The sequence below is a fragment of the Citrobacter sp. wls710 genome (genome assembly GCF_005281115.1).
Taxonomy (GTDB): Bacteria; Pseudomonadota; Gammaproteobacteria; order Enterobacterales; family Enterobacteriaceae; genus Citrobacter; species Citrobacter werkmanii.
Map to the genome: position 1 here is coordinate 362501 of NZ_SZXD01000011.1, position 23352 is coordinate 385852.

Below are 23352 nucleotides of genomic sequence, written 5' to 3' on the forward strand. Positions count from 1 at the left end.
AGACGTTACCAGGACTGGGTTGCCTTGAAGGAATCGAGGATAGCTTTCAGCTTGCCTTCGATTTCATCGTTATAGCCACCGGACTGGTTGATCTCTTGCATCAGCGGAGCGTGGTCACGGTCGACGTAAGCCAGCAGAGCGGCTTCGAAGCTACCGATTTTCGCCAGTTCCACATCTTCGAGGTAACCGCGTTCAGCCGCAAACAGCACCACACCCTGCTGTGCAACAGACATTGGCGCATACTGTTTCTGCTTCAGCAGTTCAGTTACTTTCTGACCGTGGCTCAGCTGCTTACGCGTAGCTTCATCCAGGTCGGAAGCGAACTGAGAAAACGCTGCCAGTTCACGATACTGCGCCAGCGCGGTACGAATACCACCGGACAGTTTCTTGATGATCTTGGTCTGCGCTGCGCCACCTACACGAGATACGGAGATACCCGGGTTAACTGCCGGACGAATACCGGAGTTAAACAGGTTGGTTTCCAGGAAGATCTGACCATCGGTAATGGAGATTACGTTGGTCGGAACGAACGCAGAAACGTCACCCGCCTGGGTTTCGATAATCGGCAGAGCGGTCAGGGAGCCGGTTTTACCTTTAACTTCACCGTTGGTGAACTTCTCTACGTATTCCGCGTTTACGCGGGATGCGCGTTCCAGCAGACGGGAGTGGAGGTAAAATACGTCGCCCGGGAATGCTTCACGTCCTGGCGGACGACGGAGCAGCAGGGAAACCTGACGATAAGCAACAGCCTGTTTAGACAGGTCATCGTAAACAATCAGTGCATCTTCACCGCGGTCACGGAAGTATTCGCCCATTGCGCAACCAGCATATGGCGCCAGGTATTGCAGTGCAGCAGATTCAGACGCGGTCGCCACAACAACGATGGTGTTGGACAGTGCGCCGTGTTCTTCCAGTTTACGAACCACGTTAGAAATGGTGGACGCTTTCTGGCCGATAGCCACGTACACACATTTGATGCCGGAATCACGCTGGTTGATGATGGCATCGATTGCCATCGCGGTTTTACCTGTCTGACGGTCACCGATGATCAGCTCACGCTGGCCACGACCGATTGGGATCATGGCATCAACAGATTTATAACCGGTCTGCACTGGCTGGTCGACGGACTGACGTTCGATTACGCCCGGTGCGATAACTTCGATTGGCGAGAAGCCATCGTTATCAACCGGACCTTTACCGTCGATCGGGGAACCCAGAGTGTTCACCACACGACCCAGCAGGCCACGGCCAACCGGAACTTCCAGAATACGACCCGTACACTTAACCTTCATGCCTTCGGCGAGGTCAGCGTATGGACCCATCACAACAGCACCTACAGAGTCGCGCTCCAGGTTCAGTGCGATAGCGTAACGGTTACCCGGCAGGGAAATCATCTCACCCTGCATACAATCGGCCAGGCCGTGAATGCGGATAACACCGTCACTTACAGAAACAATAGTACCTTCGTTGTGAGCTTCGCTCACAACATTGAACTGAGCAATGCGCTGCTTGATCAGTTCGCTGATTTCGGTGGAATTCAGTTGCATGCTCCAGTCCCCTTAAGACTGCAAGACGTCTGCAAGGCGCTCAAGACGGCCGCGTACGCTGCCATCAATGACCATATCACCCGCTCGGATGATTACGCCTGCCATTACAGACTTATCGATTTTGCAATTCAGCTTAACTTTGCGTGACAGACGTTTTTCCATCGCTGCACTAATCTTCGTAAGCTGTTCATCACTCAGTGCATTGGCAGAAGTGACTTCTACCTCAGAGATAGCCTCACTGGCTGCACGCAGATGAATAAACTGCTCAAGAACATCCGGGAGCGCATTCAGACGGTTATTTTCAGCCATTACCCTAATCAGGTTTTGGCCGCTTTCGTCCAGCTGCTCACCGCACACGGCGATAAACGACTCAGCGAGCGTTTCTGGCGCCAACGCGCCAGAGAGAAGCTCTGCCATTTGTTCGTTTTTCGTCACCTCAGCGGCGAAAGTCAGCATATCCTGCCAACGGTCAACGCTTTGGTGCTCAACGGCAAAGTCAAAAGCTGCTTTGGCGTAGGGGCGAGCTACCGTAATAAATTCAGACATCAGCCCCTCCCTCCTTACAGTTCAGCGACAAGTTTGTCCACGATGTCGCTATTAGCAGCTTCATCCACGGAACGTTCGATGATCTTCTCGGCGCCAGCAACAGCCAGGATAGCAACTTGCTTACGCAGCTCTTCGCGAGCACGTTTACGCTCGGCTTCAATTTCCGCCTGCGCCTGTGCCACGATTTTAGTACGTTCCTGCTCTGCTTCAGTTTTAGCTTCGTCCAGGATCTGAGCACGGCGTTTGTTCGCCTGCTCGATGATTACCTGAGCTTCCGCCTTCGCTTTTTTCAGCTGGTCGGTCGCGCTGGCCTTTGCAAGGTCAAGATCCTTATGTGCTCGTTCTGCAGAAGCAAGGCCGTCAGCAATTTCTTTTTGACGTTTTTCGATGGCAGCCATTAACGGCGGCCATACATACTTCATGCAGAACAGAACGAACAGGACAAACGCGATGGCCTGGCCGAGGATTGTTGCGTTAAGATTCACAGCACAATGCCTCTATCTAGTTAACGTTCTGATATTGCTCTTAATTCAAGCAACGCTTACTACGCGACAGCAAACATCACGTACAGACCCAGACCTACAGCGATCATTGGGATTGCATCCACCAGACCCATAACGATAAAGAACTGAGTACGCAGCAGAGGAATCAGATCCGGTTGACGCGCTGCGCCTTCCAGGAATTTACCCCCGAGGATGCCGATACCGATCGCAGCACCGATTGCCGCCAGACCCATCATCACAGCGGCAGCAATGTACAGCAGATCCATATTCAGGTTTTCCATGACAGTCTCCAGTTTGTTTCAGTTAAAACGTAGTAGTGTTGGTAAATTAATGCTCTTCAGATGCCATCGACAGATAGACAATCGTCAGAACCATAAATATGAAGGCTTGCAGCGTGATAATCAGTATGTGGAAAATGGCCCACGGCACATTCAGAATCCACTGTGACCACCACGGCAACAGACCAGCAATCAGAATGAAAATCAGCTCACCAGCGTACATGTTACCGAACAGTCGCAGACCAAGAGAGATTGGTTTGGACAGCAGGCTTACCCCTTCAAGGATTAAGTTGATAGGGATGAACGCCCAGTGATTGAACGGCTGCAGCGTCAACTCTTTCGCGAAGCCACCGATGCCTTTCATTTTGATGCTGTAGAACAGAATAAGGATAAATACGCCCAGCGCCATCGACAGGGTGATGTTCACGTCAGCGGACGGAACCACACGCAGAGCCGGCAGGCCAAAGATATGCTCACCGATGTACGGCAGCAGGTCGATAGGCAGCAAATCCATAAAGTTCATCAGGAATACCCAGACGAAAATCGTCAGGGCCAGCGGAGCAATCAGCTTGCTTTTGCCATGGTACATGTCTTTCACGCTACCATGCACAAAGCCGATTATCAGCTCAATCGCAGTCTGAAATTTACCTGGTACGCCACTGGTCGCCTTTTTGGCAACGCTACGGAACATTAACAGGAACAACAGACCCAGAACCACCGAGAAGAAAATGGAGTCAATATTGAGCGTCCAGAAGGTGGCTGGGGGGTTGTGCGGATCCACCAGCGAGAATGTACGTAGGTCCAACTGAAGGTTATTCAGATGGTGTCCTATGTAATCCTGCGGCGTCATATTTTCTGAAGCCATGATGCCTTTACCCTTTGTTGTTAATTACAGCCGGCGCCAGTATCTGAACCACCAGCACCAAAACCCACGTAACGATCAGCGGCACGAATACCGCTTTCAAAACAGCCAACGCCACCACCAGCAACACCAGCATCGCTAACACCTTGAAGGCTTCGCCGAAAGCGAACGTCCAGGCTACCCGACCTTTCGCTGGTGTATGCACCTGGTGACGCCAGGCGAATATCATAAACAACACGTTGGGCAGTAACACTGCCAATCCCCCGCACAGTGCGGAGATGCCCCAGAAGGGGTCTTTGAGGCTAAACAGCAATCCACTTGCTATTACCGCCAGAAGTTGTGTGAGCAAAAGCTTACGAGCAACGTTTCGACTCAAGAGCGACATAGACATCACGTGTTTACTCCTGCTCCCTTCGAGGTATGCCGCGTGTCGTATAAAACGTTCTTTATGGCTTAGAGTCAAGCATCAAAAAGCGGTCAAATTATACGGTGCGCCTTCGTGATTTCAAACAATAAGTAGCTAAAAAGTGAATAAATGTTTAAATATTTTTCGCTGCGCCACATTTATTACTTTTTGGCAAACTGTGAACGATCATGCAAAACTGCAAATGCCGCGAAAACACTGGTGTTAAAGCGTGCACCAGATCACATATTGAACATATTCCCCTTCGCATAATTTATTTACGTGGCAAATGGTGCCATTTCATCTTTTTGATATTTAAGCGTAAAAAGCGACACTATTTCAAAAACAACGCCTAACAACAAAAGAACCACTGATTGACATTTATAATAAAAAATTAACACAAGCGGTGGTTCTTAGGTTCTATTTTTAGCAGACTGATATTTTCATAGTTGACTTGTTTCGCTTTTAACAAAAAACGGTACGTTATAGTTATGATGCAAAACCGTAAGGTAGAGGTGAAATGTGACAGCATTTCGCCACACTACCCTCTATAACTTTTAACACCTGAATAGCCGTTTTTTCTCTATTTTTTTTGATAAAAATTAAATTTTGTTTGGCTTAATAACCACCAAATGACGTTCGCCATCCAGTTGCGGAACGCGCAATTTTTCAACTGACTCGACGCAAAATTCTGCAGGCAACGAGGCTATTTCATCTTCAGGCAACTGCCCTTTGAGTGCATAAAAGCGTCCGTTCTGGCCAGGCAAGTGATGACACCAGCTCACCATATCATTGAGGGACGCGAAAGCACGGCTAATCACCCCATCAAATGGCGGCTCTGAAGGAAATTCTTCAACCCGACTTTGCACAGGCGTGATGTTAGTAAGACCAAGCTCATGCTGCACCTGACGTAAGAAACGGACCCGTTTTCCCAGGCTATCCAACAGTGTGAAATGCGCTTCAGGCCGCACGATAGAGAGTGGAATTCCCGGCAGACCCGGTCCTGTGCCAACATCAATAAAGCGCTCACCTTTCAGATAAGGCGCAACAACAATACTGTCCAGAATATGGCGCACCAACATTTCGTTGGGATCCCGCACCGACGTCAGGTTGTATGCTTTATTCCATTTATGCAGCATATCGACATACGCAATCAGCTGATTTTTCTGGTGATCGGTAAGAGAAATACCGGCATCAGCCAGCAGACGAGAGAGTTTGTTGAGCACGGTCATTACCTGTTAATAATCAAATGCCCGATGCGCTTTCGCTTATCGGGCCTACAAATTTGTAGGGCGGGTAAGCGAAGCGCCCCCGCCAAATTAGTGTTATCAAGCGCTGCGACGCAGCATGCCTTGTTTTTTCAGCCATACCAGCAGAATGGAAATGGCGGCAGGCGTTACGCCAGAAATGCGCGATGCCTGGCCGATCGATACCGGTTTGTGATCGTTCAGTTTGGCGATGACTTCATTCGACAAGCCCGAGACCTGGCGATAATCCAGCGTTGCAGGCAACAGGGTATTCTCATTACGCTGTTGTCTTTCGATTTCTTCCTGCTGACGGGCGATATACCCTTCGTATTTCACCTGAATCTCAACCTGTTCTGCGGCCTGAGCATCGTCAAGCGCCGGTGCGAATGCAGATAAAGAGGTCAACTGAGCATAGGTCATATCCGGACGACGCAACAGATCCTCACCACTGGCCTCACGAGATAAAGGTGTTGCCAGGTGAGCGTTCACTTCTGCTGCAGATTCCGCTAATGGGTTTACCCAGGTTGATTTGAGACGCTGGCGTTCCTGTTCGATGCGCTCCAGCTTCTCGTTGAAGCGAGCCCAACGCTCATCGTCCACCAGACCGAGTTCACGGCCAATTTCGGTCAGACGCAGGTCGGCGTTATCTTCACGCAGCATCAAGCGATATTCAGCACGTGAGGTAAACATGCGGTACGGTTCTTTGGTTCCCAGGGTGCAGAGATCGTCAACCAGCACGCCAAGGTAAGCCTGATCGCGACGCGGCGCCCAGCCGTCTTTCTCAGCAGACAAGCGTGCGGCATTGAGACCTGCCAGCATGCCTTGCGCGGCGGCTTCTTCGTAACCGGTTGTACCGTTGATCTGGCCTGCAAAGAACAGACCGTGGATGAATTTGCTTTCCAGCGTCGGTTTCAGGTCGCGCGGATCGAAGAAATCGTACTCAATCGCATAGCCAGGACGGACGATTTTCGCGTTTTCCATCCCCTCCATTGAACGAACAATTTGCATCTGCACATCGAACGGCAGGCTGGTGGATATACCGTTCGGGTAAATTTCGTTAGAAGTTAGCCCTTCCGGTTCGAGGAAGATCTGATGCTGGTTGCGATCGGCAAAGCGCATTACTTTGTCTTCGATCGACGGACAGTAGCGCGGGCCGATGCCTTCGATCACACCAGCGTACATTGGGCTACGATCGAGGTTATTGCGGATCACGTCGTGGGTTTTCTCATTGGTATGCGTGATGTAACACGGCATCTGGCGCGGATGCTGAGAAGCGTCGCCCAGGAATGAGAAGACCGGCATCGGGTTATCGCTGTTTTGCTGACCCAGAACGCTGAAATCAATCGTGCGTGCATCAATACGCGGTGGCGTACCGGTTTTCAGACGGCTGACGCGCAGCGGCAGTTCACGCAGACGGCGTGACAGAGGAATAGACGGCGGATCGCCAGCACGGCCGCCGCTGTAGTTGTCCAGACCAATATGAATTTTGCCGTCGAGGAAAGTCCCCACGGTTAATACGACCGCTTTGGCACGGAACTTCAGTCCCATTTGGGTTACGGCACCCACAACACGATCGTTTTCAACAATCAGATCTTCAACCGCCTGTTGGAAGATCATCAGGTTGGGTTGATTCTCCAGCGCGGTGCGTACCGCCTGACGATAGAGCACACGATCGGCCTGAGCTCGGGTAGCGCGAACGGCTGGCCCTTTGCTTGCGTTTAGTATCCTAAACTGAATACCGGCATGGTCGATCGCTTTTGCCATCAATCCACCAAGCGCATCCACTTCTTTTACCAGGTGTCCCTTCCCAATACCGCCAATCGCCGGGTTGCAGCTCATCTGCCCCAGAGTATCGATATTGTGTGTCAAAAGCAGGGTTTGTTGTCCCATTCGCGCCGCGGCCATTGCGGCCTCGGTGCCTGCATGACCCCCGCCAATGATGATGACGTCAAAAGGATCCTGATAAAACATGGTAATTGCCTCGCATAACGCGGTGTGAAAATGGATTGAAGCCCGGGCCGTGGATTCTACTCAACTTTAGTCGATCGAGAAAGACCTGGGATCCTGGGTATTAAAAAGAAGATCTTTTTATTTAGAGATCTGTTTTATTGTGATCTCTTATTAGGATCGCCACTCTCTGTGGATAAGAGCGATCCTTTGAATAAGATCAACAGGTTGCTGAGGATCATTAGCTGTGAATGATCGGTGATCCTGGTCCGTATAAGCTGGGATCAGAATGAAGGGTTATACACAACTCAAAAACTGAACAGCCGTTATTCTTTGGATAACTACCGGTTGATCCAAGCTTTTAACCAGAGTTATCCACATAAAAAAGTGCGATCTTTACAAATCTCTGAGCAATGGATACCAAGATCCCAACCAAATTTCAGCCGGATCTTCCGGAATTTCATGTTCCAGCACGTTGATCTTCAGCGTTTCGCCGATCTGTTTTGCCCCACAGGCTTTCAGTTCTGCTTCCAGCTTGTCGATTGCGCCGCAAAAGGTGTCATATTCACGACTGCCGATGCCGATTGCGCCAAAGTGTACTTGTGACAGGTCCGGTTTTTGCTCGCGTAATGCTTCATATAAAGGTTGCAGGTTGTCAGGAATGTCTCCGGCACCGTGTGTGGAGCTGATCACCAGCCAGATCCCTTCAGCCGGAACCTCATCCAGCATTGGGCCGTGCAGTATTTCGCTGGAAAAACCGGCGTCGTCCAGCTTTTCTGCCAGATGTTCTGCTACATATTCCGCACTGCCAAGCGTGCTGCCGCTGATAAGAGTGATGTCTGCCATGCTCGCCCACCTTTATAAAGAAGGCGCATTGTACGCTGTGAGCGAGCTGGGATCTACCTGTGGAAAAATATGGGATTAAAAAAAACGATCACGGCTTGATGGTACGCATGATCGGGTTCTGCAGGACGATCAGGGTTTCAGTGGACTGAATTTCATCAATTGTTTGGATCTTGTTGATAAGTACCTGTTGCAGCGCGTCGATCGACTTGCACATCACCTTAATAAAGATGCTGTAGTGTCCGGTGGTGTAATACGCTTCGGTCACTTCATCAAGACTTTCCAGCCTGGCCAGCGCTGACGGATAGTCCTTCGCGCTTTTCAGGATGATGCCGATAAAGCAGCCGACGTCATAACCCAACTGTTTGGGACTGACATCAATACGCGCACCGGTGATGATCCCGGCCTGCTTCATCTTCTCTACGCGAACGTGAATTGTCCCCGGACTAACGCCAAACTGTTTGGCCAATTCGGCGTAGGCGGTGCGGGCATTTTCCATCAGGGCATCAAGAATGCCGCGGTCCAGATTGTCGATCTGATAATTTTCCATAGGTTTTTCTTATGTAGATTAATGATTCCTTCTATTTTAGACGCTAATTTTAACGAATCAAAATCGAAGTTGGCTTTTTGTTTGTTGATTATTGAATATTACCTCCATTCTGTTGCTTAATCATAGGCAACAGGACACAGGAGTACACATAATGAAAACCGCTTACATTGCCAAACAACGTCAAATTAGCTTCGTAAAATCTCATTTTTCTCGCCAGCTGGAAGAGCGTTTAGGTCTGATCGAAGTTCAGGCTCCGATCCTCAGCCGCGTAGGAGATGGCACGCAGGATAACTTGTCTGGCTGTGAAAAAGCGGTGCAGGTGAAGGTTAAAGCATTGCCAGACGCTCAATTCGAAGTGGTTCATTCACTGGCGAAGTGGAAGCGTCAAACGTTAGGACAACACGACTTTAGCGCAGGCGAAGGGCTGTACACGCACATGAAGGCCCTGCGTCCCGATGAAGATCGCCTCTCCCCACTGCACTCAGTGTATGTTGACCAGTGGGACTGGGAGCGCGTGATGGGCGACGGTGAGCGTCAATTCTCCACTCTGAAAAGCACGGTAGAGGCTATCTGGGCGGGAATTAAGGCCACCGAGGCTGCGGTTAGCAAAGAGTTTGGTCTGGCACCGTTCCTGCCAGAGCAGATCCACTTTGTTCATAGCCAGGAGCTGTTATCTCGTTATCCGGATCTTGACGCGAAAGGTCGTGAACGTGCGATCGCAAAAGAACTGGGCGCAGTATTCCTGGTAGGGATCGGCGGCAAGCTCAGTGACGGTCACCGTCATGATGTACGCGCGCCGGATTATGACGACTGGAGTTCGTCCTCCGAGCTGGGTCATGCCGGGCTGAACGGTGATATTCTGGTGTGGAACCCGGTTCTGGAAGATGCGTTTGAACTGTCTTCTATGGGGATTCGTGTGGATGCCGACACCCTGAAACACCAGCTTTCTTTGACCGGTGATGAAGATCGCCTGAGTCTGGAATGGCACCAGGCGCTGCTGCGCGGTGAAATGCCACAGACAATTGGCGGCGGGATTGGGCAGTCGCGTCTGACCATGCTGTTGTTGCAATTACCACATATCGGTCAGGTTCAGTGTGGTGTATGGCCGGCACAGGTACGTGAAAGCGTTTCTTCCCTGTTGTAAGAATTAACGCCGCCAGCGTCTGAGCAGGCGGCTTCGCATCCCGGTATCAAAGCGCCAGATATGATCGAAAATGCGCATGATGCCGGGTTTGCCGTGTGCTGACATCGCCACCGCATGAAAACGATGCTGGTGCAATCGCTGTAATTCCCCCACTTTATTGACGACCTCATCGGGCAATCGCTGAGCGATAAAATCAGAGATCACCACCGCATCGGCATCAAACCATTCCCGGCCCTGCATGCGCTCAATAATGGCGCGAAAGCAGCTGGCAATATCGGTACCGCCGCGAAAACGCTGGCTTAAAAAACGGATCGCTTGTTCAATACCTTTCGGGCCAGACAGCTCATAGCGGACCACTTCTGTTGAAAACAGCATAATGAAACAGCGCCGGTTATCGGCCAGGGCGACGCGCATTAGCGCCAGGCAAAAGGCTTTCGCACACTGCTCATTAAACCCGCCCATTGATCCAGACGTATCTACGCAAACAATAAAAGGTCCGCGCGGCTGCTCATCAAAATCCTGATGCACCACCGGACGTTCCGTTACTTTCTCGCGCCATGCCTCGCCGTGCAGACGATAGGTCAACAGCTGCTTTTCCACCAGCCGTCGGTAGAATTCGTATTCCAGTTCAGTAATACCCAGTGTGGCCAGTTCCGGCGGCAACAGGCGCAGGATGTCATCGCTTTGCTGGATGCCATCCACCTGTTCCGGGACGGTGGCGGGTTCCCGCACAAGGGTACGGAAGGTCTCCATGGGCGCATCTTTACGCGGCACTGATTTCGCTTCTCTGGAACGGCCTAACTGTTCAGCCAGACGCTGGAGTTCGGGTTGTTGCGTCAGGAATTCGCCATATTTCACCATCAGTTGATAATCGCCGCGCTTGATTTGACCTGCGCTCATATCCCATAACCGGCCTGCGGCGTTGTCGTTTTCTGCCAGAACGGGTTCCAGTTGCCCGCTGAGAGTCATCCGCTCCTGGACTTCACTAAGTAAATGTTCACGCTCATCTTCCAGCAGTTGCTGATTTAGCGTTGTGGTTTGCACTACCAGACTCAGGCGCCAGCGCTGGAGAAAAAGCGTATGCAGGGCGGGCGTAAAGGTACTGTTGTCATCAACCAGTTGCTGAGCTTGCCCGGCCCACGGCGAATGGAGGCGGTGTAATAGCGCCAATATTTGCGGGAGCTGGACTATAAACTGCGCATGTGAGAGGAGCTGGCTTTGTTGGTAACAAATGACCTCTTCCATCAACTCCGGCGGTACATGGGTATCTTTGAGACGACTGCGCAATGATTCACGCCAACGGGGGATATCGTCAGTAATCGCTTTTTTAAGGCGAGGAAACTTTTTAAAAAACACCACCATCTTTGGAGAAGCCAGCAGGGCGACGATCATCTCTTCGATCATCGCCTCTTCACTGACTGCCAGCATGATATTGAGCGTATCAAGGGTTAGCATTGTTGCGCCTGGCGGATTTGTGCCCCGACATCCTGCAGGCTGGCCTCAATGCGGGCTAACCAGTCGCTATGAATAAACAGACATTTCTGCTGGTCGCTGAATGCGCTGTGCTGCTGGTGCCACTCGTTATCAAGTGCTTCAAGCTGCTGTTTTATCTCATCAGGCATACTCTCTTGCGATGCACCGGGCAGCGCCAGACGAGAGCCTTGCAAACTGACGTCGCGCACAACCAGATGCTGTGCGCTATCGACTTCCATGTTCAGCGTTTGGGCGAAGCCGATCCCGTTTAATTTTCCGCGGATCTCACCGCCTTTGGTCAGCCACATTTCCAGCGCACTACGTTCAAAAGCAATATGGATAACTTCCATATCATGCAGCTTTAAAGGCTTTTGCAGCAGTAATGTTACGACTGAAGATGTGGCTTCCGGGGGTAAATCATAATGAGGACGACGGCTGAACATGCCGCCCTGACGGATCACCGTGAATGCCGTTTTGTCGCTTTGCTGCTGCTGGAGCTGGATGCGGCGCTGCACAATGCTGGCCAGACGCGTCAGCATGGCTTGCTGCTGCCAGGCGTGTCCGGTCATCAAAATTTCGAGCTGCTGTTGCATCAGATTCAGGCTTTGCGCGTCGTACCACAGGCAATCTTTCAGCAGGATCAGGTCGATAGGCACGACCGCATCACGTCCGCTGAAGAAGGCGCTGGCCTGAAGTAAGCGGATAGCTTTTTTCCAGCGACGATCGGAGACATAGGGGGCATTCGGTAATGCGTCTAACTGCTGGCGCAGCGTGAAAATAAGCTCAAAGACGCGATCGGGCAGCTTGATGGCGCCAATGTCCTTTTGCCACTGGTAATACTCTTCATCCGTCACCTGTAACGACGCCGGGACCGGGTTGTCACTTTCATCCTGCTGGCTTAACAACATGGAGCGGAAGTTGGCCTTGTCCTGAACTTTATCCAGCCACAGACGGATTAACATACGGTCGTACAGGGCTTCCAGACTGCTGTCTGCTTCAGGCAGTTCGTTGGAGGCGGCCACCAGCAGACGCATCGGGATTTTCTCTTCGTGCGCGCCGTTACGAAAATGCCGTTCGTTAATGGCGGTCAGCAGGGTGTTGAGAATGGCCGGGCCTGCTTTCCAGATTTCATCGAGAAAGACAATTTCAGCTTCGGGTAAGTAGCCCGCCGTTAAGCGTTCATAGCGACCTTCGTCTTTCAGCGCCTGGATTGACAGTGGGCCAAACACCTCTTCTGGCGTAGAGAAGCGCGTCATCAGATATTCGAAAGCACGGGCGTTTTGAAAGGCGAACTTCAGTCGACGGGCGATTAAGCTTTTTGCGATCCCTGGAGGACCTAATAAGAATACGCTCTCGCCGCTTAGAGCAGCCAGCAGGCAAAGGCGAATGGCGTGGCTACGTTCATAAAGTCCCTTTTCCAGCGCATTGCTCAGACGGGAAATTCTTTCCGCTAATAAATGTGGGTGAGCCATAATGAAGTGGCGTCCTTTCGCCAAATGTACTGCGTAAACTGCGAGTATAGATGCTTCACACCAGTGCAGTAATAGACTGAAGGTGCGCTTATTTTTCTTTGAGCCAGATTAATCTGGTCTCATTTAGGGGTACGATTTTATGATTAATCGTGCATACTGTGCGCCTTTTTGTGGGCCAAGGGACGACGCACACATTTCTTATATATACACCATATCAATCATACTGCACCAAGGCGGCAATGGAGTTTTCTTCTGGGATGGGGGGAATAACGAATGCAGCCCACACGGAGTGGCTTGAGTGATGATGTGTATAAACGAAAGACGAGTCTATGAGCACTGATAATAAACAATCATTGTCTGCGATTACCCTTGCGGCCATTGGGGTTGTCTACGGTGATATTGGTACCAGCCCACTTTATACGCTTCGTGAATGTTTGTCTGGCCAGTTTGGTTTTGGCGTTGAACGTGATGCTGTGTTTGGTTTTCTCTCGCTGATTTTCTGGCTGCTGATCTTTGTTGTCTCCATTAAATATCTGACGTTTGTCATGCGTGCGGATAACGCCGGGGAAGGTGGGATCCTGACGTTGATGTCATTGGCCGGGCGCAATACCTCGGCACGAACAACCTCGATGCTGGTTATCATGGGGTTGATTGGCGGCAGCTTCTTCTATGGTGAAGTGGTGATTACGCCAGCCATTTCAGTGATGTCGGCGATTGAAGGTCTGGAGATCGTTGCTCCGCAACTGGATACCTGGATTGTTCCGCTCTCGATTATCGTGCTGACCCTGCTGTTTATGATTCAAAAACACGGTACCGGCATGGTTGGTAAACTGTTTGCGCCGATTATGCTGCTGTGGTTCCTGACGCTCGCGGTATTAGGCGTGCGCAGTATTATTGGTAATCCGGAGGTACTGCAGGCGCTCAATCCGTATTGGGCGGTGCATTTCTTCCTCGAATTCAAAACGCTGTCCTTTATAGCGCTGGGTGCGGTGGTGCTATCGATTACCGGTGTTGAAGCGCTGTATGCGGATATGGGCCACTTCGGTAAATTGCCGATTCGTCTGGCGTGGTTCTCCGTGGTATTGCCTTCGCTGGTACTGAACTATTTTGGGCAGGGCGCGTTGCTGTTAAAGCATCCTGAAGCGATCAAAAACCCGTTTTTCCTGCTGGCGCCGGACTGGGCATTAATTCCACTCCTGATCCTCGCCGCACTGGCAACGGTTATCGCTTCGCAGGCGGTTATTTCCGGTGTCTTCTCGCTGACGCGTCAGGCCGTGCGTCTGGGGTATTTGTCGCCGATGCGGATCATTCATACTTCGGAAATGGAATCGGGTCAGATCTACATCCCCTTCGTTAACTGGATGCTCTATTTTGCGGTAGTTATCGTGATTGTGAGCTTTGAACACTCCAGTAATCTGGCCGCGGCGTACGGGATTGCGGTTACGGGGACGATGGTACTGACGTCTATTCTGTCTACCACCGTGGCGCGCAAAAACTGGCACTGGAATAAATACTTCGTTTTCCTGATCCTGGTGGCGTTCTTATGCGTCGATGTTCCGCTGTTCTCCGCGAACCTCGATAAACTGATTTCCGGCGGTTGGCTGCCGCTGACGCTGGGTCTGGTGATGTTCACCATCATGACCACGTGGAAAAGCGAACGTTTCCGTCTGCTGCGTCGCATGCATGAGCACGGCAACTCTCTGGAGGCGATGATTGCCTCTCTGGAGAAATCCCCACCGGTACGCGTGCCGGGAACGGCGGTATATATGTCGCGTGCGCTGAACGTCATCCCGTTTGCGCTTCTGCATAACCTCAAGCATAACAAGGTGCTGCATGAACGTGTGATTCTGCTGACGCTGCGTACGGAAGATGCGCCATACGTGCACAACGTGCGTAGGGTGCAGATTGAGCAGTTATCGCCCACCTTCTGGCGCGTAGTGGCCAGCTACGGCTGGCGTGAAACGCCGAACGTTGAGGAAGTGTTCCATCGCTGCGGTCTGGAAGGCTTAAGCTGTCGAATGATGGAAACCTCTTTCTTTATGTCGCACGAGTCGCTGATTGTCGGCAAACGACCATGGTATTTGCGTCTGCGCGGCAAGCTATATCTGCTGCTCCAGCGCAATGCGCTGCGCGCGCCGGACCAGTTTGAAATCCCGCCAAATCGGGTTATTGAGCTCGGTACTCAGGTAGAGATTTAAGGTAATCGACGCCCTCTTTCATCACGAAAGGGGGCGTTTTGTTTTGTCCCTCCCAGTTTTCATTTCATCGAATGATAATCCTTGCGAAACGTTTCGATGGCGATCACATTTTCGTAACGTCGCGGTGGTTTTCTGTCCACTCTTCGCACTACACTTATCGTCAGCGAAACGTTTCGCTAGTGGGGAAAGAAAATGAAGAAAGGCACGGTACTCAACTCTGAAATTTCAACGGTGATCTCCCGTCTGGGGCATACCGATACGCTGGTGGTGTGTGATGCAGGTTTACCCATCCCGAACAGCACAACGCGTATTGATATGGCATTAACCCAGGGCGTACCTTCTTTTATGCAGGTACTGGATGTGGTTACACGTGAAATGCAGGTCGAGGCGGCCATTCTCGCGACGGAAATTAAACAACATAATCCGCAACTCCACGAAACGTTGCTCAGCCACATTGAGCAACTGCAACAACACCAGGGAAACACCATAGAAATTCGTTACACCACGCATGAACAATTCAAAAAACAAACCGCAGACAGTCAGGCGGTAATTCGCAGCGGAGAGTGTTCTCCGTATGCGAATATTATTCTCTGTGCTGGCGTCACGTTCTGAGGCCATCATGAACGCATTACTGCAACTCAAAGGGATCGATAAAGCGTTCCCGGGCGTAAAAGCGCTATCCGGCGCTGCGCTGAATGTCTATCCAGGCCGCGTAATGGCGCTGGTGGGCGAAAACGGCGCGGGCAAATCAACCATGATGAAAGTGCTGACCGGGATCTACACCCGTGATGCTGGCTCTTTATTGTGGCTGGGGAAAGAGACCACCTTTAACGGTCCAAAATCCTCTCAGGAAGCCGGCATTGGTATCATCCACCAGGAACTTAACTTGATCCCGCAACTCACTATCGCTGAGAACATTTTTCTTGGCCGTGAGTTTGTGAATCGCTTTGGCAAAATTGACTGGAAGAAGATGTACGCCGAAGCCGATCTGCTGCTCGCCAAACTCAATCTACGCTTTAAAAGCGACAGGCTGGTCGGTGAGCTGTCGATTGGCGATCAGCAAATGGTCGAAATTGCTAAAGTGCTGAGCTTTGAATCGAAGGTCATCATTATGGATGAGCCGACGGATGCGCTCACCGATACCGAAACCGAATCTCTGTTCCGAGTTATCCGCGAGCTGAAATCGCAGGGGCGCGGCATTGTCTATATCTCCCACCGTATGAAAGAGATCTTCGAAATCTGTGATGACGTGACCGTCTTCCGTGACGGGCAGTTTATTGCCGAGCGTGAAGTCGCAACGCTGACCGAAGACTCGCTGATTGAAATGATGGTGGGACGTAAGCTGGAAGATCAGTACCCGCGTCTGGAAAAAGCGCCGGGTGATATCCGTCTGAAGGTTGATAATCTGTGCGGCCCTGGGGTAAACGATGTTTCGTTCACGCTGCGTAAAGGCGAGATCCTTGGCGTATCGGGGCTGATGGGCGCCGGACGTACCGAGCTGATGAAAGTGTTGTATGGCGCATTGCCGCGCACCAGCGGCTACGTCACGCTTGATGGGCATGAAGTTGTCACCCGTTCGCCACAAGATGGCCTTGCAAACGGCATCGTCTATATTTCTGAAGACCGTAAACGTGATGGCTTAGTGCTGGGCATGTCGGTGAAAGAGAATATGTCACTGACCGCGCTGCGCTATTTCAGCCGCGCCGGTGGAAGCCTGAAGCATAAAGATGAGCAGCAGGCGGTAGGTGATTTTATTCGTCTGTTCAATGTTAAAACGCCATCGATGGAACAGGCTATCGGCCTGCTCTCAGGCGGTAATCAGCAGAAAGTGGCCATTGCGCGCGGTCTGATGACCCGGCCAAAAGTCCTGATCCTCGATGAGCCAACGCGCGGCGTCGACGTTGGGGCTAAGAAAGAAATTTATCAGCTTATCAACCAGTTTAAGGCCGATGGGCTGAGCATCATTCTGGTCTCCTCTGAGATGCCAGAAGTATTGGGCATGAGCGATCGTATTATCGTTATGCATGAAGGGCATCTCGGCGGTGAATTCTCTCGCGAGCAGGCCACTCAGGAAGTATTAATGGCTGCCGCTGTGGGCAAGCTTAATCGCGTGAATCAGGAGTAAAAAAGATGACTACCCAGGCTGTTTCTGGTCGCCGTTATTTCACTAAAGCATGGCTTCTGGAGCAAAAGTCGCTCATCGCTCTGTTAGTGCTGATCGCGATTGTTTCCACCATGAGCCCCAACTTTTTTACCGTTAATAACCTGTTCAACATTCTCCAGCAAACGTCGGTAAACGCCATCATGGCCGTCGGCATGACGCTGGTCATCCTGACGTCGGGTATCGATCTGTCCGTCGGTTCCTTGCTGGCGCTTACCGGTGCGGTTGCAGCGTCCATTGTCGGTATTGAAGTCAATGCGCTGGTAGCCGTTGCCGCTGCTCTGGCGCTCGGCGCTGCCATTGGCGCAGTAACCGGGGTCATTGTCGCGAAAGGCCGCGTGCAGGCGTTTATCGCCACGCTGGTGATGATGCTGCTACTGCGTGGTGTGACCATGGTGTACACCAACGGCAGTCCGGTAAATACCGGGTTTACTGACAATGCCGATCTGTTTGGTTGGTTTGGTATTGGTCGTCCGTTAGGCGTCCCTACGCCTGTGTGGATCATGGGGATTGTCTTCCTGGCGGCGTGGTACATGCTGCATCATACGCGTCTGGGTCGTTATATCTACGCGTTGGGCGGTAACGAAGCGGCGACGCGTTTGTCCGGTATCAGCGTGAGTAAAATCAAAATTATCGTTTACTCCCTGTGCGGTCTGCTGGCATCGCTGGCGGGTATCATTGAAGTGGCTCGCCTCTCCTCAGCGCAGCCGACGGCAGGTACTGGCTATGAGCTGGATGCTATCGCCGCGGTGGTGTTAGGCGGTACCAGCCTGGCGGGCGGTAAAGGACGTATTGTTGGGACGCTGATCGGCGCATTGATTCTTGGTTTCCTCAATAATGGTTTGAATTTGTTAGGTGTATCCTCCTATTACCAGATGATCGTCAAAGCGGTGGTGATTTTGCTGGCGGTACTGGTAGACAACAAAAAGCAGTAACAACGATTACAGGACATCTTAAATATGAACATGAAAAAACTGGCTACCCTGGTTTCTGCTGTTGCGCTGAGCGCCACCGTGAGCGCGAATGCGATGGCGAAAGATACCATTGCGCTGGTGGTCTCCACCCTCAATAACCCGTTCTTTGTGTCGCTGAAGGATGGCGCGCAAAAAGAGGCGGATAAACTGGGCTATAACCTGGTGATTCTGGATTCACAGAACAACCCGGCGAAAGAGCTGGCTAACGTTCAGGACTTAACGGTTCGTGGAACTAAAATTCTGCTGATTAACCCGACTGACTCTGATGCCGTGGGTAACGCCGTGAAGATGGCAAACCAGGCGAAGATCCCGGTTATTACACTGGATCGTCAGGCTACAAAAGGTGATGTGGTGAGCCACATTGCGTCTGATAACGTGCTGGGCGGTAAAATTGCGGGGGATTACATCGCGAAGAAAGCAGGTGAAGGCGCGAAGGTTATCGAACTGCAGGGGATTGCCGGTACTTCAGCGGCGCGTGAGCGTGGCGAAGGTTTCCAGCAGGCCGTTGCGGCACATAAATTTAACGTACTGGCCAGCCAGCCGGCAGACTTCGACCGCACCAAAGGTCTGAACGTCATGCAGAACCTGCTGACCGCGCATCCTGACGTGCAGGCCGTATTTGCCCAGAACGATGAAATGGCGCTGGGTGCGCTGCGCGCACTGCAAACCGCAGGTAAATCTGATGTGATGGTGGTTGGATTTGACGGCACGCCAGATGGCGAAAAAGCAGTAAATGATGGCAAACTGGCTGCGACCATTGCTCAGTTGCCGGATCAGATCGGCGCGAAAGGCGTGGAAACTGCGGATAAGGTTCTGAAAGGCGAGAAGGTTCAGGCTAAATATCCGGTTGATCTGAAGCTGGTCATCAAGCAGTAATACCGATTCAGGTCGCTCGCGGCCTGATGGAGACATAAATACGCCATCCCTGGGCCTGGTTCTAAGGATGAAAGCGTAAAAAGAAAAGCAGGGCACGCGCCACCCTAACCCGGTGGCGCACTTTACTGGACACTCTGAACATGAAAACCGCAGGCAACCTCGTCGTTCTTGGCAGCATCAATGCCGATCACATCCTCAACCTTAAATCCTTCCCAACGCCTGGTGAAACCGTAACCGGTAGCCATTATCAGGTCGCATTTGGCGGAAAAGGCGCTAATCAGGCTGTTGCTGCGGGTCGTAGTGGCGCGAACATCGCGTTCATTGCCTGTACGGGGGATGACGATATTGGCGAAAGTGTGCGTAAACAGTTGGCCAAAGATAATATCGATATTGCGCCGATCAGCGTCATTTCGGGGGAATCGACCGGTGTGGCACTGATTTTTGTTAATGGTGATGGCGAGAACGTCATTGGCATTCACGCCGGTGCAAACGCAACCCTTTCTCCTGCGCTGGTGGAAGCACAGCGCGATCGCATTGCGCAGGCCTCCGCCTTACTGATGCAGTTAGAGTCGCCGATCGAAAGCGTGCTGGCTGCGGCAAAAATTGCCCAGCAAAATAAGACCACGGTCGCCCTTAACCCGGCTCCGGCGCGTGAACTTTCTGACGAGCTGTTGGCGCTGGTGGATATTATTACCCCGAATGAAACCGAGGCTGAGAAGCTGACGGGGATCCGGGTAGAAAACGATGAAGATGCGGCCAAAGCAGCGCAGGCATTACACGCGAAAGGGATCCATACTGTACTGATTACTTTAGGTAGTCGCGGAGTGTGGGCCAGCGTGAATGGTGAAGGTCATCGAGTGCCTGGTTTTAAAGTGGACGCCGTTGATACCATCGCTGCCGGGGATACCTTTAACGGCGCATTAATTACAGCGTTACTGGAAGAGACACCGCTGCCTGAAGCGATCCGTTTTGCCCATGCAGCTGCGGCGATTGCGGTCACCCGTAAAGGTGCGCAGCCTTCCGTTCCATGGCGCGAAGAAATAGAAGCGTTTTTAAGTCAACAGAGGTAACGCTTGGCTACAATGAAGGACGTCGCCCGCCTGGCGGGTGTTTCTACGTCGACGGTTTCTCACGTCATCAATAAAGATCGCTTTGTCAGTGAGTCTGTCACTGACAAAGTTGAAGCGGCAATTAAAGAGCTTAACTACGCGCCTTCCGCGCTGGCGCGTAGCCTCAAGTTAAACCAGACCCGCACCATTGGTATGTTAATCACTGCCAGTACCAATCCTTTTTATTCCGAGCTGGTTCGCGGCGTTGAACGTAGCTGTTTTGAACGTGGCTACAGCCTGGTGTTATGCAATACCGAAGGCGATGAACAGCGCATGAACCGCAATCTGGAAACGTTGATGCAAAAACGGGTGGATGGCTTGCTGCTGCTTTGCACGGAAACGCATCAGCCTTCCAGAGAGATTATGCAACGCTATCCTTCTATCCCTACCGTGATGATGGACTGGTCGCCCTTTGATGGTGAAAGCGATTTGATTCAGGATAACTCCCTGTTAGGCGGGGACTTAGCCACTCAGCATCTTATCGATAAAGGTTTTACCCGCATTGCCTGTATTACCGGGCCGCTGGATAAAACACCGGCGCGTTTACGTCTTGAAGGATATCGGGCGGCCATGAAGCGAGCGGGCTTGCCGGTCCCGGAAGGTTACGAGATCACTGGTGACTTTGAGTTCGGTGGTGGTTTTGAAGCTATGCAAACGTTGTTATCACATAAACAGCGACCGCAGGCCGTTTTCACCGGGAACGACGCAATGGCCGTCGGCGCGTATCAGGCATTGTATCAGTCAGGATTGCGCATTCCGCAGGATATGGCGGTGGTGGGTTATGATGATATCGAACTGGCACGCTATATGACGCCACCGCTGACGACCATCCATCAACCCAAAGATGAATTGGGCGAACTGGCCATCGATGTGTTAATCCACCGGATGGCGCAGCCCGCATTGCAACAGCAACGCCTGCAACTTACTCCTGTTTTGATGGCGCGGGGGTCGGTTTAGGCTTGTGCCGATCTTTGATCAGGTTACGTCCATCTTTGGCTTTTAGCAGCATAAACATCAGCGCAGAGACAATAGTGATCGCGCCCATGGTTATGAAGGTGTAATGGAACTGTTCAACCGTATTGGTACCTTCCATGCCTTCATAGATACGCAGGACGGCGGCGCTGATAGCGACCCCTAAACTGATCGACAGTTGCTGCGTAACGGCCAGCACGCTGTTACCGCTGCTGGCGTTCTCATCGGTCAGGTCCGCCAGAGTGATGGTATTCATTGAGGTAAACTGGGTGGACATCGCCATACCTAAAATAAACAACGGTAGGATCAGCATCCAGACCGGCATGGCAGGAGATTGCAAAGCGAATTGCGCAATCATCAGGCCGATAAACACCGTAACACCCACCAGTGTCGTTCTGTAGCCGAGTCGGCGTAGTACCTGTGTCACCATTGATTTTGCCAGTATTGATCCCAGCGCCGTTGGTGCCATCATGCAACCAGCAATTAGCGCCGGATATCCAAAGCCTACCTGCAGCATCAGCGGCATTAAGAACGGCACACATCCTGTACCCAGACGCGTGGCAAGGTTTCCAGCGATCCCGACGGAAAAGGTTCTGGTCTTAAATATTGGAAGCGATATAAGCGGCGTTGGGTGACGACGCGCGTGACGAATGTAGGCAAGCAGCAACAGAATACTGGTCACAATAATGCTGAGTGCGACCCAGGTAGCGACAAGCTTCTCACCAAACAGCTCAACACCACTGGAAAACAACACCAGACTCAGGCCAAAGAGGAAGAAACCTGTCATATCAAAGCCGCGGCGCGGCGTGGTGAAGTTCGGCATATATTTGCGTGCATAGAAGATACCCGCCACGCCAATGGGAATATTAATCAGGAAGATCCAGTGCCAACTGGCCCACGTGACCAGAACACCGCCCAATACCGGACCTAAAATTGGGCCCACAAGACCCGGCATGGTCACGAAGTTAAGCACTGGGAGTAGTTCGCTGCGTGGGTAAGCTCGCAATAAAGCCAGACGGGCAACAGGCATCATCATCGCGCCGCCGATGCCCTGGATGACGCGGAAAACTACCAGTTCACTTAAGGAACTGGATAGCGCGCAGGCCAGCGATCCCAGCGTAAACAGGCTCACGGCAATCATAAAGACGCGTCGGGTACCGAACCTGTCTGCCAGCCATCCACTCACCGGGATCAGCATGGCGACCGTCAGGGTATAACTGATAATAGCCGACTGCATGGCGAGTGGAGAGCGGTTAAGGCTGTGCGCTATTGCGGGTAAGGCGGTATTGAGGATAGTGGCGTCTAATGCCTGCATAAAAAAGGCCATGGCTGCTATCCATGGCAGCCCGGCCATACTGCGAGATTTCTTTTCTGACATATTATTTATCCGGTAGCACGTTCGGTGCTATCAGCAATGCCTGACAGGCGGTGAAGGCGCGATCGCCATCGCTATCCTCTATTGCATCGACAATAGCCTGGTGCAAATCCAGCTTCACCACATCGTTATAGGTAATAGAGGTAAAGTAGGTCTGGTAGACGGAATGGAACAGTGATGCAAAGGAGATAAGGAACGGATTCGCACTCATTTCATAGATGTGCTCATGCCAGGCGATATCAACTTCTATCCAACGGTCGCGCCGGAAATTTCTTTTCAGCTCGACCATCTCTTCCATCAGTGTATTGAGATGCGCTTTCTGTTCTGCCGTCCCGATAGTCGCCGCCAGCAAACAGGCTTGTGGCTCCAGGCTGATACGCATCACCAGAAAATGTTTTATGACCTGAGGGAAATTATCTTCCGTCATCCACCAGGTAAGCAGCTCCTGGTCGAGGAAGTTCCAGTTTGCCTGAGGCATGACGCGAGTGCCAATACGCGGGCGTGGTAATACCATACCTTTTGCCGTTAACGTTTTTACCGCTTCTCTTACTGCGGTACGACTCACGCCAAACTGATCGCCCAGCTCTATTTCTCCGGGCAGGATAGCACCCGGTGCGTATTCACCTTTTAAGATTCGCTGAGCCAACTTTTCGGCCAGAACGTAGGACAGATTCTTCTGTGCGGCTAGTTGTTGGGCATTTAAAGGCATGAATATTCTTCCTTACTCTTTTTCTTATTCATTAGTATGCCACCAGGAAGTGTGATTGCGGCTGCAAAAACGGCAAATTGCTTATTTTATGGCATGTTAATGGTGTTTTTGGTGAAAAAATACGCACTCGGAAAGTTATTTTAAATTTCCCCTTGTCAGCCTG

General features: G+C 51.6%; 22 protein-coding genes. 8 read left to right on the forward strand and 14 right to left on the reverse strand.

The window, feature by feature from the left end; all coding sequences use genetic code 11:
- Nucleotides 1–5: 5 nt before the first annotated feature.
- From atpA to asnC, 10 genes are all read right to left on the reverse strand, one after another.
- On the reverse strand, nt 6–1547 hold the full coding sequence (gene atpA / locus FDX14_RS05955) for a F0F1 ATP synthase subunit alpha (protein ID WP_003023802.1): 1542 nt from the start codon (nt 1545–1547) through the stop codon (nt 6–8).
- Nucleotides 1548–1559: 12 nt separating this feature from the next.
- Complete coding sequence (atpH, locus tag FDX14_RS05960) at nt 1560–2093, reverse strand: F0F1 ATP synthase subunit delta (RefSeq protein WP_006687767.1); 534 nt, start codon at nt 2091–2093, stop codon at nt 1560–1562.
- Nucleotides 2094–2107: 14 nt separating this feature from the next.
- Entirely contained in the window at nt 2108–2578 is a 471-nt protein-coding gene (atpF, locus tag FDX14_RS05965; protein WP_003023796.1) for a F0F1 ATP synthase subunit B, read from the reverse strand.
- 59 nt (nt 2579–2637) lie between these two features.
- The gene (gene atpE, locus FDX14_RS05970) at nt 2638–2877 is read right to left on the reverse strand and encodes a F0F1 ATP synthase subunit C (protein ID WP_003023794.1); all 240 of its coding nucleotides are present in this window, start codon (nt 2875–2877) and stop codon (nt 2638–2640) included.
- Nucleotides 2878–2923: 46 nt separating this feature from the next.
- Complete coding sequence (atpB, locus tag FDX14_RS05975) at nt 2924–3739, reverse strand: F0F1 ATP synthase subunit A (RefSeq protein WP_042311404.1); 816 nt, start codon at nt 3737–3739, stop codon at nt 2924–2926.
- Between the two features lie 7 nt (nt 3740–3746).
- On the reverse strand, nt 3747–4127 hold the full coding sequence (gene atpI, locus FDX14_RS05980; protein ID WP_042311402.1) for a F0F1 ATP synthase subunit I: 381 nt from the start codon (nt 4125–4127) through the stop codon (nt 3747–3749).
- Nucleotides 4128–4741: 614 nt separating this feature from the next.
- The gene (rsmG, locus tag FDX14_RS05985) at nt 4742–5365 is read right to left on the reverse strand and encodes a 16S rRNA (guanine(527)-N(7))-methyltransferase RsmG (protein WP_042311979.1); all 624 of its coding nucleotides are present in this window, start codon (nt 5363–5365) and stop codon (nt 4742–4744) included.
- 102 nt (nt 5366–5467) lie between these two features.
- A complete protein-coding gene (gene mnmG, locus FDX14_RS05990; RefSeq protein WP_061380856.1) occupies nt 5468–7357 on the reverse strand; it encodes a tRNA uridine-5-carboxymethylaminomethyl(34) synthesis enzyme MnmG in 1890 nt (629 codons plus the stop codon).
- A 372-nt stretch (nt 7358–7729) separates the two neighbouring features.
- Entirely contained in the window at nt 7730–8179 is a 450-nt protein-coding gene (gene mioC, locus FDX14_RS05995) for an FMN-binding protein MioC (RefSeq protein ID WP_042311398.1), read from the reverse strand.
- Between the two features lie 88 nt (nt 8180–8267).
- A complete protein-coding gene (gene asnC / locus FDX14_RS06000; RefSeq protein WP_003023780.1) occupies nt 8268–8726 on the reverse strand; it encodes a transcriptional regulator AsnC in 459 nt (152 codons plus the stop codon).
- A gap of 151 nt (nt 8727–8877) precedes the next feature.
- Between asnC and asnA the strand changes: the two genes are divergently transcribed.
- A complete protein-coding gene (asnA, locus tag FDX14_RS06005; protein ID WP_042311395.1) occupies nt 8878–9870 on the forward strand; it encodes an aspartate--ammonia ligase in 993 nt (330 codons plus the stop codon).
- A 3-nt stretch (nt 9871–9873) separates the two neighbouring features.
- On the opposite strand, the gene viaA is transcribed toward asnA, so the two are convergent.
- Together viaA and ravA are read right to left on the reverse strand one after the other, a co-directional pair.
- Nucleotides 9874–11325 carry an ATPase RavA stimulator ViaA gene (gene viaA, locus FDX14_RS06010; RefSeq protein ID WP_137349180.1) on the reverse strand — a complete coding sequence of 484 codons (1452 nt, stop codon included), beginning with the start codon at nt 11323–11325 and terminating at the stop codon, nt 9874–9876.
- Nucleotides 11319–12815 (reverse strand): ATPase RavA, encoded by a 1497-nt coding sequence (ravA, locus tag FDX14_RS06015; protein ID WP_137349181.1) that lies wholly within the window; start codon nt 12813–12815, stop codon nt 11319–11321. Before ravA ends, viaA begins: the two co-directional genes overlap by 7 nt.
- Nucleotides 12816–13144: 329 nt before the next feature.
- Between ravA and kup the strand changes: the two genes are divergently transcribed.
- From kup to rbsR, 7 genes are all read left to right on the forward strand, one after another.
- Nucleotides 13145–15013, forward strand: coding sequence for a low affinity potassium transporter Kup (gene kup, locus FDX14_RS06020; RefSeq protein WP_042311390.1), 1869 nt, complete (start codon nt 13145–13147; stop codon nt 15011–15013).
- A gap of 192 nt (nt 15014–15205) precedes the next feature.
- Nucleotides 15206–15625: a D-ribose pyranase gene (gene rbsD / locus FDX14_RS06025; protein ID WP_038635798.1), complete on the forward strand. Its 420-nt coding sequence runs from the start codon at nt 15206–15208 to the stop codon at nt 15623–15625.
- Nucleotides 15626–15632: 7 nt separating this feature from the next.
- Complete coding sequence (rbsA, locus tag FDX14_RS06030) at nt 15633–17138, forward strand: ribose ABC transporter ATP-binding protein RbsA (RefSeq protein WP_079226197.1); 1506 nt, start codon at nt 15633–15635, stop codon at nt 17136–17138.
- Nucleotides 17139–17143: 5 nt separating this feature from the next.
- Nucleotides 17144–18109: a ribose ABC transporter permease gene (rbsC, locus tag FDX14_RS06035; RefSeq protein WP_003023762.1), complete on the forward strand. Its 966-nt coding sequence runs from the start codon at nt 17144–17146 to the stop codon at nt 18107–18109.
- A gap of 24 nt (nt 18110–18133) precedes the next feature.
- Complete coding sequence (rbsB, locus tag FDX14_RS06040; protein WP_006687780.1) at nt 18134–19024, forward strand: ribose ABC transporter substrate-binding protein RbsB; 891 nt, start codon at nt 18134–18136, stop codon at nt 19022–19024.
- 140 nt (nt 19025–19164) lie between these two features.
- A complete protein-coding gene (gene rbsK, locus FDX14_RS06045; RefSeq protein ID WP_137349182.1) occupies nt 19165–20094 on the forward strand; it encodes a ribokinase in 930 nt (309 codons plus the stop codon).
- 3 nt (nt 20095–20097) lie between these two features.
- Nucleotides 20098–21090 carry a ribose operon transcriptional repressor RbsR gene (gene rbsR, locus FDX14_RS06050; RefSeq protein ID WP_087857265.1) on the forward strand — a complete coding sequence of 331 codons (993 nt, stop codon included), beginning with the start codon at nt 20098–20100 and terminating at the stop codon, nt 21088–21090.
- Here rbsR and mdtD read toward each other — a convergent pair.
- Both mdtD and FDX14_RS06060 read right to left on the reverse strand, forming a co-directional pair.
- Nucleotides 21056–22483: a multidrug transporter subunit MdtD gene (mdtD, locus tag FDX14_RS06055; protein WP_038635809.1), complete on the reverse strand. Its 1428-nt coding sequence runs from the start codon at nt 22481–22483 to the stop codon at nt 21056–21058. The genes rbsR and mdtD overlap by 35 nt on opposite strands.
- 1 nt (nt 22484) lies before the next feature.
- Nucleotides 22485–23189, reverse strand: a complete 705-nt coding sequence (locus tag FDX14_RS06060) for a FadR/GntR family transcriptional regulator (RefSeq protein WP_042311382.1) — start codon at nt 23187–23189, stop codon at nt 22485–22487.
- Nucleotides 23190–23352: the final 163 nt, after the last annotated feature.

What these genes read in the sequence shown, in the direction of transcription:
- atpA (WP_003023802.1), bottom strand. Translation starts at nt 1,547, where the DNA reads ATGCAACTGAATTCCACCGAAATCAGCGAACTGATCAAGCAGCGCATT.
- atpH (WP_006687767.1), bottom strand. Translation starts at nt 2,093, where the DNA reads ATGTCTGAATTTATTACGGTAGCTCGCCCCTACGCCAAAGCAGCTTTT.
- atpE (WP_003023794.1), bottom strand. Translation starts at nt 2,877, where the DNA reads ATGGAAAACCTGAATATGGATCTGCTGTACATTGCTGCCGCTGTGATG.
- atpB (WP_042311404.1), bottom strand. Translation starts at nt 3,739, where the DNA reads ATGGCTTCAGAAAATATGACGCCGCAGGATTACATAGGACACCATCTG.
- atpI (WP_042311402.1), bottom strand. Translation starts at nt 4,127, where the DNA reads ATGTCTATGTCGCTCTTGAGTCGAAACGTTGCTCGTAAGCTTTTGCTC.
- mnmG (WP_061380856.1), bottom strand. Translation starts at nt 7,357, where the DNA reads ATGTTTTATCAGGATCCTTTTGACGTCATCATCATTGGCGGGGGTCAT.
- mioC (WP_042311398.1), bottom strand. Translation starts at nt 8,179, where the DNA reads ATGGCAGACATCACTCTTATCAGCGGCAGCACGCTTGGCAGTGCGGAA.
- asnC (WP_003023780.1), bottom strand. Translation starts at nt 8,726, where the DNA reads ATGGAAAATTATCAGATCGACAATCTGGACCGCGGCATTCTTGATGCC.
- asnA (WP_042311395.1), top strand. Translation starts at nt 8,878, where the DNA reads ATGAAAACCGCTTACATTGCCAAACAACGTCAAATTAGCTTCGTAAAA.
- viaA (WP_137349180.1), bottom strand. Translation starts at nt 11,325, where the DNA reads ATGCTAACCCTTGATACGCTCAATATCATGCTGGCAGTCAGTGAAGAG.
- ravA (WP_137349181.1), bottom strand. Translation starts at nt 12,815, where the DNA reads ATGGCTCACCCACATTTATTAGCGGAAAGAATTTCCCGTCTGAGCAAT.
- kup (WP_042311390.1), top strand. Translation starts at nt 13,145, where the DNA reads ATGAGCACTGATAATAAACAATCATTGTCTGCGATTACCCTTGCGGCC.
- rbsD (WP_038635798.1), top strand. Translation starts at nt 15,206, where the DNA reads ATGAAGAAAGGCACGGTACTCAACTCTGAAATTTCAACGGTGATCTCC.
- rbsA (WP_079226197.1), top strand. Translation starts at nt 15,633, where the DNA reads ATGAACGCATTACTGCAACTCAAAGGGATCGATAAAGCGTTCCCGGGC.
- rbsC (WP_003023762.1), top strand. Translation starts at nt 17,144, where the DNA reads ATGACTACCCAGGCTGTTTCTGGTCGCCGTTATTTCACTAAAGCATGG.
- rbsB (WP_006687780.1), top strand. Translation starts at nt 18,134, where the DNA reads ATGAACATGAAAAAACTGGCTACCCTGGTTTCTGCTGTTGCGCTGAGC.
- rbsK (WP_137349182.1), top strand. Translation starts at nt 19,165, where the DNA reads ATGAAAACCGCAGGCAACCTCGTCGTTCTTGGCAGCATCAATGCCGAT.
- mdtD (WP_038635809.1), bottom strand. Translation starts at nt 22,483, where the DNA reads ATGTCAGAAAAGAAATCTCGCAGTATGGCCGGGCTGCCATGGATAGCA.
- FDX14_RS06060 (WP_042311382.1), bottom strand. Translation starts at nt 23,189, where the DNA reads ATGCCTTTAAATGCCCAACAACTAGCCGCACAGAAGAATCTGTCCTAC.